Genomic DNA, 13,594 nt, shown 5'->3' with positions numbered 1-13,594 from the left:
AGGATCGAAAACGAAAAGCGAGCCAGGTAAAACCCAGCTCGCTTTATTCAAACTTTCAAACAAAATCAAACTTCAAACAAATGTTACTGTTGAGCCATTTTCATGGGCACGTATCCATACGCCAAAGCGGGGTATTGGTCCATGATGCGACGAGTGGCCGAGCGAACCTGACTTTCAGGTATTGCCTGCGTTTTTTCAAACAGCCCGGAAGCATACCCCATCCAAACCGAACGGTTCAGGGTTTCGTCTACCAGGTGAATTAATAAGGTACCTTTTTTCAATTTGCTGGCCGAGTAAGCCGGGTCCGTTTGTTTAAGTCGGAACGCGTCTGAATACACCGAAAAGAGTACGGATAAATCTCCTTTTTCCTCCTGATAGGTATATCCTCGAGCACGCATTTGTCGCTCGATTTCATCCACAATGATCTGCTGATTTTCTTCATCAAAACCCTGTAGTCCAGAACTTTTCAGAATAGAATAGGTCCGATTATAGGCTAATGAAACCCGCTCATCGAGGGTAGTCTCTACACGAACTTTGCTAGTGGTGCAAGAGGCTAAAGCAAAAAGGCATAAGGCTGTATAGAAAATTGTCTTCATCGCGAAACTTAGGTTAACCCGGATTGATATTCGAACTTAACCATAATTTCATCAAAAATTAACAATTTGATAACATTGAAAGTAAAATTTAATATTGAAAAAGTATCACAAAGGCCTAATTATCTATTGATCAGAACATTACCAGCGAAGTGATTCGGCAACATCTCCGGCCTTTAGAGCTACAAAGCCGTATTTTGCCGCTGCCCGGTCCCCTGCTTCGCCGTGGCGATAAACGCCTAGTATGGCAGCTTCCTTGGGTTCTAGTTGCTGAGCCAGCAAAGCGGTAATAACGCCAGTCAGAACGTCACCCGTGCCACCCGTGGCCATGCCAGGATTGCCCGTTGAATTAAAATGGAACTGGCCATCAGGCGTTGCTACCACGGTATGCTGCCCTTTTAATACTACTGTTACCTGATGTTTTTCGCAGAATTCCCGCAGTAACTCCAGTTTTTCGTAATCGTTTTTCCAGGGCTTGCCGAGTAAGCGTTCAAACTCTTTAGGATGAGGAGTAAGGACGGTTTTTTCGGGTAATAGATTCAATAAATCCCGCTCTTCTGACAGTATGTTCAAAGCATCCGCATCAATTACACAGGGGATTTTCTGAGTTTTGGAAAGAAAATGACGCATAAAAGCTTTGGTTTTCTCTGATTTCCCCAGACCTGGACCAATCCCAATGGCCGAATATTTCGACCAATCCTGGCTAGTTGTTATTTCTTCCCTGTCCTCATCAACCATACACATCGCTTCCGGTACGGAGGTTTGCATAATGTCATACCCGCACCGAGGTACCTGAACGGTGAGCAGACCCACGCCACTCCGCAGGCAGGAACGGGAGGCTAGTACAGCGGCTCCGATTTTACCTAAACTTCCTGCAATCAATAAAGCATGACCAAAGTTTCCCTTATTTGCGAACCCACTCCGTTCGGGTAATTGAGGCAAGGCTAAAGCATTGGTAAAGAACCAGTTGGTAGGGGTTTGTTCTGCATAGACCGCATGCAAACCAATATCTACCGTTTGCCATTTGCCTACGTACTGCACATTTTTGGGCTGAAGAAAAGCCAGTTTGGGGGCCTGAAAGCTTACGGTGTAAGTAGGTTTAATAATGACATCTTCTTCGGCATTGGCCTGATTGGCAAATAAACCAGAGGCAATATCCACTGAGATAATTTCTGCCCCGCTGTTATTTATTTTCTGAACTACTTCTGCCAGTAAACCTGTCAATCCGCGGCTCAGACCTGAGCCCATTAAGGCATCAATGATTACGCCACTGGGTGAGAAATGTAACTCGTCGCTCTGGCTCACCCAATGCACCGTATCCAAATGTTCGTAACGGCCCAAATTGACTTCAAAGTCCTCAGAACTTCGGTCGGTGTGTTTAACGATAGATACCTTAGGCAGATACCCCGCCTGCTTCAGTAATCGGGCGATAGCGAGACCGTCGCCACCGTTATTACCCAGTCCGCAAACAATTGAAATGTCATGATGCGTTTCCACCATACCCGTGCGGAGCAACCATTCGGTAAAAGCAAGAGCGGCTCGTTCCATGAGATCAATGGAAGTAATAGGCTCGTGTTCAATAGTATAAGAATCCCAACGGCGGATCTGATCGACAGAGAAGATTTTCATAGGTTAATGTTTTGAGTTTAGGGTTTAGGCTTTGAGTTCCCAGGTCTCAAGACTTTATTCAAATCAATACCTATACTAACGAAAAAACCCTGCCTTCGCTTTTGGAGCGTTGGCAGGGTTTTTCTTTTTGACGGTTACTTTACTTTTTATTATTCCTGCATTTCTTCTTCGTGATTTATGGAACTGCCACCCGAATGGCTTTCTTCCACTTTCGCGTTGCCTTTGTAGTTAATCTGGCTAGCTCCTGAAGCCGTAGCATTCAGATTCGTATTCGCGGTTACGTGAGCTTTGGAAGCTCCTGACGCATCCACTTGCACATCATTGGCTTTAAGAGCAAAGGCCTCCAAACGTGACGCTCCGGAAATATCGGCTTTCAACTGCTGGGCTGATCCTAGTAAAGTCAGGCGGGCGGCTCCGTGCACATTTACATCCACTTGTTCAGCATTCAAGCCAGAGAAAGTAGACTTGGAAGCTCCGGCCAGTTCGATTTTTTTCACCTGATCGAAACCTTTCACCGTTGCTGATATTGCTCCCACAAACTCAACCTCTTCCAACGCTGGCATTTCGATGCGAATGCTCTCCCGGCTGCTTTTAAAGCTAAACCCTAGTATATTTTTGCGTTTGATAACCAGTGTATTACCCGAAACTTTCACGCTTACATCATCCAGCTTACGTTCATTCTCAGCGTAGACCGTTACCTTGAAAGCCGATCCGCGTTTGACTTCCACAGCATACCCGCCCGAAATGTCCAGATTTGTAAAGCCTTCCAGGTTATACTCCTGCGGTACACCTCGGCCAATGCTCGACTCGTAAGAGTGGTCACTGTCATCATCACTCATATACGTATCTTCCTCCTGAGGCACCGAACGATTCAGGCAGATCAATTCACCGTCGCGAGTATACTTCCAGATTGATCCGGCAAACATATTCTCATTAAACATCTCATTCGGGAACCGATTCGTTACGTATCTCGCAAAAGACTCTGTCATGCTGAATTCTTTCTCATAGGGAATGAACACCTTTATGTTCAATTCAGGTTTACGGAAAGGAATGTCATCAGGAGCCTCAAAATTTTTTGCAATGGTTACCAGAGAATCCTTCTGCGTGATCTGATGCTTTAACTGAGCTGCTCGCTCTCGGGCTTCTTTGGTGGTACGACCCCGGCTTGAAAATTCTTCTACTAACTTAATTTCCGTGCCTTCGTACCCTTCTAAGGTTACCTGTGAGCTGTACAAATCATCAAACTCGTCGTCAACCTGTTCATCAATATCAAAAACTGGTGTTTTGTCCCCATCAATAAATCGTGTTTTCTCTACGACTCCCCGACGGGCGAAATTAGAAATGTATTGTGGAATCATAATTCCTGAACCGATGGAGCCAACCAGAAATAAACCCAGTAAAGTCTGCCAAACCAGCGGTTTAAAATAATTCTGTTTCGTTAAGAGTGATAAACCAGCCAGGCCCATCGCCAGAGCAGGCACCACCGCCGCCAGAAATGTTAACACGAACATCCAGGGGGAGGCATCCCGAATGAATTTAATGGGCATACCTACCGTTATGGGGACATCTTCCCACCCTGACAATCCAATGGCGGCACCTAGGGCAATCAGCAGGCAAATCACACAGGCCATCCCGCAACCCAGCAGAATAAGTCCCACGACGATACGTGCTAATACCAGCAGGAAACGAAAGAATGGTCCCAGACCTTCGAAAATCGCAGCTAATGCCCGAAAGGGAAACAATAGCACTTTCGTAACCGTACTTTCAACCGTCTGATTCTCAACATTCAGAGTCCGCTTAATATTGGTTTCGATGTTATTCAGCGTAATGGGTTCGCCCTGCATTTTCATACGATCTGTCAGCGTTTTTGCCGTTGGAGTAATGATCCACAAGACTAAATACAGAATCAGACCCGTGCCGAAAAACAGTATGCTAATGACCCAAACAAAGCGAATGATTGCTAAATCCCAGCCTGTATACGCGGCTACCCCGGCAGCAACGCCGCCCAGAGCTTTTCGCTCGGGATCGCGGTAGAGTTTACGCAATTTTTCGTCTTCTTCCAGATTCGCATTCCCGGGAAATGAAACCCAGCAGGCAATGTAAATAATGAAGACAATACCACTCAGCGGACCAAAGAAGTCTTCTGTATGGGACCATCCGCCAAAAATAGGCAGTCCAATGAACAGGAATAAAGTTGCCAGCCGAACCCACAACGGGTCGAAGTTAAGGTAATGGGCGATGCCCGCACAAACGCCACCTAACACTTTACGCTTGGTATCCCGATACAGCCGTTTCTGAGCTGGTGGGAACGCCTGCTGTGCACTCGTAAAGGTTGAACCAGCCTCTGCGTGGGCGTACGTTTGCTGATTTTCTGCACTGGTCTGCGTATACGCTGATTTCGAAGCACCAAAATCTTCTTCTTCTTCGATGGCCTCAAAGTCGGCTACGGTTCCCATAGACTGAATCAACTGATCGACGTCTTCGGAGGTAATGGCCTGTTTTTCTTCTTTTTTGACCTTGTCATAAAATTTCTCCGCAATACGGGCTTCGATATCTTCAATGATCTCGGCACTGCCTTCGTACGCAGAAAAATAGCGTTTAATGGACTCCAGGTAGCCTTGCAGACGGTCGTAGCCGTCTTCCTCAATGTGGAAAACAACTCCTGCAATGGTGATGGATATAGTCTTTTTCATTGGTTCAACGAATGAATGTTAGCATGATGGAATGGTAGAATCCGAGAAGAGAAGTGGGGTTATCGCTGCATTCTCTTCCACTATTCGCCCTTCGATTCGTTTGTAACAATTTGATTTACTGACGTTTGGAGCTCCTCCCAGGTGGTCTGAAGTTGTACCAGGAATTCGCGGCCACTATCCGTCAGAATATAATATTTTCGTGGGGGGCCCGACGAGGACTCTACCCACTTGTAATCCAACAGCCCTGAGTTTTTCAGTCGGGTGAGCAGTGGATAAAGCGTCCCTTCAACGACCATGATTTTTGCCGCTGTTAGTTCCTCCAGCATGTTTGAGGCATAAACCTCTCCCCGCGAGATGATATGCAGAATGCAGAATTCAAGGATTCCCTTCCGCATTTGCACTTGAGCATTTTCCAGGTTCATTTCGCGTATTGTTTAAACAGGTTCGGGTTCGATGACCTCAGTACTAAGGATTTCATCAAAGCCAGAATCCTAATCCGGTTTCTGAGACAAAAGTAATAGCAGGTACTTTGCAATGCAAGGTAGTTGGTAAAATATTTTTTTAGGCTACTATCAAATGTCAAAAACAGGGAAGTATTTTTGAAGGGATGTTATGCCCCTCCCTTACTTTATCTTATCTGTTACTCAGCGTGTTATACTCATGAATTGGTACTAATCTTGCATTCAGAACAGTATAGCTTTTAGGAGGAAAGATAGTATAGGATAAGTTGCCAAGCTTAGACAAGACCAAGCATAGGAATTGCAGTCTAGCATCGCATGGTGTATTCAAAGTACATTTTTGTAAAGGCAATCATTAACTAAGTCATAATTAACTTCACCTAACTTAATAAGATTTTTATGCTAAAATTAATAAATAACTATAAGCTACTATTACTGAGTATATTTTACACAATTTTAGTTATAGGAACCGTTTTTATTATGCCTGACTACGGAAGAACTCCAGATTCTTACGGGTATTTAGAATCTGCTGTTTCTATGGCAGAAGGAAATGGCTATCAATACAAATCGATCTGGAACTCTTTATGGCCTATCGGTTACTCAACTTGCATATTAGTCATTTATTCCATTCTTCCTATATCTGTCTTATGGGCGTCTAAAGTAGTCAATATCATCTTTTTATTACTAATGATATTATTCTTCTATAAAAAACACCCTAGAAGAGCATTCGTTTTTGCATTACCCGTAGGATATTTATGTAAAATGGCTGCTTATTCGTGGTCTGAAACTGCCTACATTGTTGTTCTTACTGTTAGTATTTATACATTGCATGATTACCTTAAAAACGATAACAACGTATTTTTATTTAACCGAATAAAATTTTTCATAGTAGCTTATGCTTCTTTCCTGATCAGATACATTGGGCTTTTCATGGGAATCTTTACAGGAACTTTATCGGTCTACTACCTTTGGAAAAGAAATTTTAAAAGAGCCAAATGGACCTTCTTAAATTCAATTTTACTTTTCGTAGGCTACTATGCATATTTTTTACTTAATAAATACAAAGGTCAGTTAGTTTGGGGAGGCAATAGAATTGATGAAATTAAGCCCTGGAAGGAAGTCCTTATCTTAATTATTCCAGGACTAATCAATGAATTTATCTTGTTAAGAGATGTAAGTTTACCCGACCCATTCGCCTGGATAGGATTAGTCATTCAGCTTACATTAATGGTTTATATTATTAAAATTTATAGAAAAGAATTACTAGGTATTTCATTTACCTTATCCAGGCCCAAGCTCCTATTCCTGGCTGGGTTACTCTATCTATCAATTATTTTTTATTTACGTTTCTTTAGTGCCTTTGATATGCTATCCTATCGTCTTTTGGCCCCAACAACCTTTCTTTGGTTAATTGCGGGGCTAGACTGGCTCTCTAATCCCGTCCGTTCTAATCTCTGGCAGAAAGTAGAAATCCCGATTACTTTGTTTTTATTAACAACGACTATTACTAATCTGCTTCCTAAAAATTTATCTAAAATAGAAGCCTTGTTTAATAAATTATAACCATTTTCAAAGTACAACAATAGTTTATGGTATTAGGATACCTATTTTATTAACAATCCCCTATTTATATTCTAAACCTTAAGCAACTAATATGTTATTAACCAGTCAACGTAAGCTCTTGCTTCTTTTTATATTAGTCACGGCATTATCACTAGTAAGGATACTAATGTCTAGTGATTATTGTCTGGTAAATGACTCTCATTATTACATCCAGACTGCGGAGAGGTTTAAAGCAGGGTTGGGGCCAACGATTGTATTAGAAAGTGGTGAAATTGTATACAATTCCATTTGGCCTCTTGGTTATCCATCATTCATTCTAATTGGGTTATATCTCGGACTAAATGGTATATGGGCTTCAAAACTTGTCAACCTGATCGTCATTATTTGGGTATTGTATGAATTAAATAAAACCTGGGCAGACAAAGCTCCTATCCTGGCCTTATCGCTGCTTGCTTTCATTAAAGTATTAGCTTTCAGTTGGTCAGAATCCTTATTATTCGCTTTTACGCTTTCTTTTACTCATGGAATCTGGCATGCCTTCCATAACCAAATGAATTTCCGTCTATTCTTTTGGATTTTCATAACTGGATTTGGTATGTTCTTTACCAAATACATTGGAGGTATTTCAGCAGGATTAATTTTTATAGCTGCTTTACTTGCGTACTTTACTAATAAAAAAAACTTAATGTTTCAGTTCTTAATTTTATGGTTACTATTAATCTTAAGTTTCGGCGGATATTTTTTTATTAGTGAAAAACTCAGTAATCATATTTGGGGCGGTACTCGTTTTATTGCCGTTGAACCCTGGCCTGAATGGACATTAATGGTTTTAAGTTCTTTAGCGAATGAGTTGTTACTTATTCGAGACTGGGATAACTTTTATTCTGTTGATTTTATAGGTTTACTAGGTTTTTTTATTCAGGGGTATATCATCTATAAGCTTTTAAAAATTAGAGTGTCCACTCCTGAAAAAGCCGATCCCCATTCCATTCAACTTACTTATTGGTACTTAGTGGTAGCTCTGGTATTAGGCGTTACATTAATTATCCTACGGGCATTTTCTCCTTTTGATCCTCTGGATATTCGCTTAATGGCTCCTTCCACTTTTTTTCTGCTTCTCTTCGTTCTCGGGCATTTTGCAGCTTTACCTATCTACTGGAGAAAAGTTCAACGCTATATATTTTTTATATTTGCCCTATCATCCATTTGTGCCCTTTTACCTAAAAAATTCAATCCATTAAAGCCTTTGGAAAAACTATCCATCCCCACCCAGAAGATTTATTTACTATTCATCCTAATCGGCCTGTTTTCCCCGTTTCTGGCATCGGCTCAGACTTTCGGGAATGAATGGATCAATTATGAGCAATCCTATTTCAGGATTCCAATTGCTCAAAAAGGAGTGTATCGAATTACCTCTGCTGAATTACAGAAGGCCGGATTCAATACGGGCATTGATCCCCGCATGATCCAGTTGTACTGGCGAGGAAAAGAACAGTCGATTTTTGTAGAAGGCGAACAAGACCGAAAACTCGATGCCTCCGACTATATCGAGTTTTATGCCGAAGGAAATGATGGAGCTCCCGACTCATTATTATACATTCCCAATAGTGCTCAGCCTCATCCTTACTTTAGTCTTTATTCCGATTCGACGGCTTATTTTCTAACCTACTCTACCACTGGAAAAGCCGGGAAACGAATGGATTCGTACCGGGATACGGATTATTCCTCTTTAACTCCCGAAGCATATCATCTGGAAGAGATTCTGAAACTTTATACGTCTGACTATCCCGTTGGTTTTGCCCGCCCCGTAGGAACGCTGGCAGGAGCCATGCTTTTCAGCCATTATGATTACGGAGAAGGCTGGACAGGTCCCGTAAGGTCTATAAACGAAGAATGGCAGGAAAACTTTACCATTACCGATCTGGCTACCTCTGCGGCAACAAAACCCCGAGTAGAATGGCTGATGACGGGGCGATTACCTGATAATCACCGACTTGTTTTTTCAGCAGGCTCCACTTCCCGAACGCTCGGAGAAGGTCTTTTTGACTATTACTATACAAAAAAATTCAGTTTCCCACTTGAGTTTTCAGACATCAGTAACCAGACGTTAGTCTTAAAAACGGTTTCCAAAGGGATTAACAACGGCTCTCGGGATGCGTACTCAGCTACCTACGCCCGAGTAACCTATCCGCAGCTCACTCGCATGAATGGCTTGGGTTCTAAGACATTCCAGTTGATTCCTCAATCAGCCGGCCGCTCTTATCTTTCAATTCCCGGCAGTAATAATGCTTCGCTCCTTGCCTACGATATTACGGATAAAAATGAAGTTCGCCGAATTGGCGGCTTACCATCAGATACTGATTTTCAGGTTATTGTCAGAGGAACTCAAGCGGCCCGAAAAGTTCTGATTACGCGGGAGTTTAAATCTGTACCTCTTATTTCACGGACCTCTTTCCGAAACATCAATCCCAAATCACACAACTATTTAATCATTACGCATCCGGCTTTACAAAAACCTGCGGGTGGTGAGTCAGATGCGGTTCAGGCGTATGCTCGTTACAGAGCCTCCGAAGCGGGTGGAAAATACGATACCTTAACGGTTTCCATTTTTCAGTTATACGATCAGTTCAATTACGGAGAAACGAGTCCGCTGGCCATTCGGCGTTTTCTGGATTTTATGCTCAGAAAAGGAAATCCCCAGTCTGTTTTCCTAATCGGCCAATCTACCGATCCGCAAGGGTTAAGATTTAATCCTAATCGGAATCAGATTGACATGGTTCCTAGTTCAGGCTGGCCTGGCTCCGATATTACCATGACTATGGGATTAAATGGAAAAGGAATTTACGAGCCCGCTATCCCCATTGGAAGACTTCAAACCAATAGTCCACAAACCGTTTTAGACTATCTGGCTAAAGTCAAGGAGCATGAGTCCAAACCCATGACCGACTTGTGGCAAAAAAACATTTTACACTTGAGCGGCGGACGTAGTTCGTATGAATTGCTTTCTTTTCGAAACAACTTAAATCAGTTACAGCAAACCGCACAGAATAAGCTCTTAGGCACCCGGGTAGAATTAATGGGCAAGAAAACCGATGAACCTGTTGAGTTTTTGAACATTCAGGAACAGGTTAATAGTGGTTTATCGATGATTACTTTCTTCGGACATTCCAGCCCAACGGTTTCGGACATTGAGATTGGCATGGCCTCAAATGAGCAGTTAGGGTATCGTAATAACGGGAAATATCCACTTATCTTTATGAATGGTTGTGCCTCTGGTAACTTTTACTTCCAGAATTCTAAAACCTTTGGGACAGACTGGGTAAACACCCCTAATAAAGGAGCGATTCTATTTTTAGCGTTAACTGACATTGGTTATCCTTTTGTTCTGAAAGAATATGCGGACCAGATTTACAATGGTTTGTTCTCAGACAGCACCACGTTTGCCAAACCTTTCGGCTACATTCAGCAACAGGCCGTGAAACGCTTTCTGGCAAACAATAGCGATTTTTACCACGTTGCTCACGCCGAACAATTTACCCTTCAGGGAGACCCAGCTATCGTTTTGTATCCGGCTTCCAAGCTGGATTATGCCATCAAGTCCCAAACGCTTTTTGTTCAGGGCCTGGACAAGAAAGCACTAACCACCCCAGCCGACTCTTTCCGGGTAGGTATTGTCATTAGCAATCTGGGTAAAAATGTAAAGAAACCTTTTTCGGTAAGCCTGAAAAGAACACTTTCCAATGGTCGTGAAATTGATCTGGGAACAAAGCAATACGCCCCTATTGCCTATCAGGATACGGTTTATTTTACGGTTAATAACCAGGCCCATGCGGGTGGTAACACCCGTTTCGATGTAGTTATTGACGCGAACAATCAACTCGACGAAATTTCAAAACAGAACAATAAAGCCAGTCTGAATGTAGTCCTTCCCGGCTCGCTGGCCCGGCCTTTGTTACCTCATGACTTTGCCATTGTAGGTACTCAGGAAAATAACACGCCTACCGCTCGACTCGTAGCCGAATACACACCAGCCACTACTATCAGCGGTACGCCTCAGATTATATTCGAACTGGACACTTCCGCAGCTTTTACAAGCTCGTTCAAGAAGACGACGACTTTACCCATTAGCAATACCGAAGGCTGGAAGGTGTCTTTATTAGCTACTGACAGCACGGTTTATTTCTGGCGGGTTCGGAGTGCTGATCAGGCTTTGAGCAGTAATAATCAATGGTCCACTGCTTCGTTTACCTACATTAAAGGCAGCACGGGCGGCTGGTCTCAAAGTAATGCAACCCAGTTTGATAACGTACTTACGGATTTCGCCGTGCTTCAGAATAACCGCTGGAGTTTCACCGGAACGGCAACGGCAGCGACGCTGAGTTCGGCCCTCATTGGCCCGACTAATCAATGGGGTGCTATTCGTCAGCAGGTAACCCGGAATGCTCAGCAGAAATCATCGTTAGACGTGTATGGCGTGGATAACCAGGGAAATGAAACGCTGCTTTACGCCAACCTGACTTCTAGTCTGACCGATATTAAAAATGGTGTTGATGCTAAAAAATATCCTTACCTGCGACTGCGTGAAAAGATCAGCGGCCCAACGGCCCCGCAGCTCAATCGGTGGTTAGTATCGTATCAGGAAGTACCCGAAGGAGCCCTCCACTTGAAGGGGCAGTCGGCGTATGTACCCAATACAACAACTTACCTTACGGAAGGAGCCCCCTACACGCAAAACCTGAGCTTTGACCTGGCCAGTACGCAGCTATTTGCTGATTCGCTGACAGTCACGGAAGTAGTTACGAATGCCACTTCCGGCCTGAACCAGACCAGACAGTATAAAGTCAATTCGGCCAAGACTATTCCGCTTAGCATTGCCTATGCTAATCTGGCCACTGGAGAAAACCGCATTGCCGTAACCGTGAACCCACAAGTTTTACCGGAAGTAAGCTATACGAATAACCTGATTACCCTGATCGCCCACGTCCAGCCCGACCGCTCGGCTCCGATTCTGGAAGTTACCTTTGATGGAAAAACCATTCCGAATGGGTCTTTCGTTTCGGCAAATCCAACCATTGCCATTCGGTTAAAAGACGAAAATAAATACGTCCTCAGAAAGGATACTTCAGGTATTGACATGTATCTGCAACGTCGCTTCCCTGACACCACTGCCCTGCAACGGATTTCGTTTCAAAATCCCAACGTTAGCTGGCAAATGGTATCCGAAAATGATTTCCGGGCTACCTATCAGCCTAAGAATTTACCCGAAGGCACGTATTATTTCCAGGTGAATGGTTCGGATGCAACGGGTAACCTGGCCGGTTCAACCCCGTATAACATCACGTTTGTCGTTAAAAACGAAACAGGAATTCAGCAATTGGTGGTAAGTCCGAATCCGCTGACGTATTATACCCGCTTCAGTCTAAACCTGGCCGGAACGAGCGTTCCCGATGCGATGGCCATTGAGATTTATAACCTTCAGGGACAATTGCTACGGATCATTTCCAATGAAAATCAGAAGCTCCAGATCGGACAAAACGATTATTACTGGGATGGCACCGACCAGCGGGGCAGTCGCCTACCGATTGGGACGTACATTTATAAATTAAAGATTCAGGAACAAGGGCAGAGTTACCCCTTCCTTGATCCTCATACGAAGACGTCAGGCCGGGTGATTATCGTCCGCTAATCATAAAAAAACCGGAGAGTGATCTCCGTTTTTTTTATGACTCATGTAGTTACTAATCAAGATCCGGTAAAGGAAAAATGAGTACGGGTACCGGACTATGGAGCAGTAATTTTTTCGTTTTGCTGGGGTTTACCAGTTGCGTAAACAAATTACGGTGATGCGTACTCATCACTAATAAATCAGCTTCGGTATCCTTCACTAGTTCCAGAATTCCCTCCTGAATCGAACTGGTTTTACGCTGAAGCAAGGTAATATGGTGTTCAGGGAACTGAGCCTGAATATTCGCCAGCATCTCGTCATCCGAGTTCACATTGGGTTCGTGGTCCGACTGTACGTTAATGAGTTGAACCGTCGCTCCCAAGGCATTAGCCCATTGATAGGTTTTCGCCAGACTTTGTGTCTCTTCAAATTCAAGCTGGGTGGCGTAGGCGATTCTTTTGAACCCATAGTGCGTTACTTCACCGGGGACGACCAATAAAGGAACGCCAATTTCATCGAAAAGCTGCGTTGAAGAGTTGCCAAACAAGTCAGAAAACCAACCACCCGATTCGCTGGACTCCGTGCGACCCATAATGACCAGATCAACACCCTTATCTTCGGTAAATTCCTTAACAACGGGCGTCAAAGGTCCTAATTCCAGATACGCCGTCACGATTACGTTTCTGGCTTTTAATTCTTCTGTTAATTTATCAATTTGCTCTTGGGCAGAATTTCGGTAAGTTTCCTCCCACTCTACCGTTAGCGGCGGGCCCGTTAAGGTCTCCGTCATGGGATAAACCGGCAGGTACGTATGCAGGAGGTGTATAGTAGCGGACTGTCTGGAGGCCAAATAAACGGCTGTTTCCAAAGCCGGACGAGAATTTTCAGTAAAATCGGTTGCAACGAGGATATTTTTCATGGTAGTTTGAAGATTAATGGCCGAAAAGAATACTTTTTTCGTTAGTATAACAAAGATATACGATTAAAAAATTA

The 13,594-nt window shown here is 43.5% G+C and carries 7 protein-coding genes; 2 read left to right on the top strand and 5 right to left on the bottom strand.

Annotation, left to right across the window (positions count from 1 at the left end):
- Positions 1-83: 83 nt before the first annotated feature.
- From QE390_RS12520 to QE390_RS12505, 4 genes are all read right to left on the bottom strand, one after another.
- Complete coding sequence (locus tag QE390_RS12520) at positions 84-596, bottom strand: DUF4136 domain-containing protein (protein ID WP_307142377.1); 513 nt, start codon at positions 594-596, stop codon at positions 84-86.
- Between the two features lie 138 nt (positions 597-734).
- On the bottom strand, positions 735-2,222 hold the full coding sequence (locus QE390_RS12515) for an NAD(P)H-hydrate dehydratase (RefSeq protein WP_106636288.1): 1,488 nt from the start codon (positions 2,220-2,222) through the stop codon (positions 735-737).
- Between the two features lie 149 nt (positions 2,223-2,371).
- Positions 2,372-4,915 (bottom strand): PspC domain-containing protein, encoded by a 2,544-nt coding sequence (locus QE390_RS12510; RefSeq protein ID WP_307142376.1) that lies wholly within the window; start codon positions 4,913-4,915, stop codon positions 2,372-2,374.
- An 80-nt stretch (positions 4,916-4,995) separates the two neighbouring features.
- Complete coding sequence (locus QE390_RS12505) at positions 4,996-5,337, bottom strand: PadR family transcriptional regulator (protein ID WP_106636286.1); 342 nt, start codon at positions 5,335-5,337, stop codon at positions 4,996-4,998.
- Positions 5,338-5,853: 516 nt separating this feature from the next.
- Here QE390_RS12505 and QE390_RS12500 point away from each other — a divergent pair.
- A complete protein-coding gene (locus tag QE390_RS12500; RefSeq protein WP_307142375.1) occupies positions 5,854-6,936 on the top strand; it encodes a hypothetical protein in 1,083 nt (360 codons plus the stop codon).
- A gap of 685 nt (positions 6,937-7,621) precedes the next feature.
- On the top strand, positions 7,622-12,622 hold the full coding sequence (locus QE390_RS12495; RefSeq protein WP_307142374.1) for a C25 family cysteine peptidase: 5,001 nt from the start codon (positions 7,622-7,624) through the stop codon (positions 12,620-12,622).
- Positions 12,623-12,674: 52 nt separating this feature from the next.
- Here the strand turns inward: QE390_RS12495 and QE390_RS12490 are convergent, their stop codons facing one another.
- A complete protein-coding gene (locus QE390_RS12490; RefSeq protein WP_106636282.1) occupies positions 12,675-13,520 on the bottom strand; it encodes a universal stress protein in 846 nt (281 codons plus the stop codon).
- Positions 13,521-13,594 lie beyond the last annotated feature (74 nt).

The organism is Siphonobacter sp. SORGH_AS_1065 (genome assembly GCF_030818595.1).
Lineage (GTDB): Bacteria > Bacteroidota > Bacteroidia > Cytophagales > Spirosomataceae > Siphonobacter.
The sequence above is the reverse complement of the archived record's forward strand: the minus strand, read 5'-3'. Positions and strand labels throughout refer to the sequence as shown.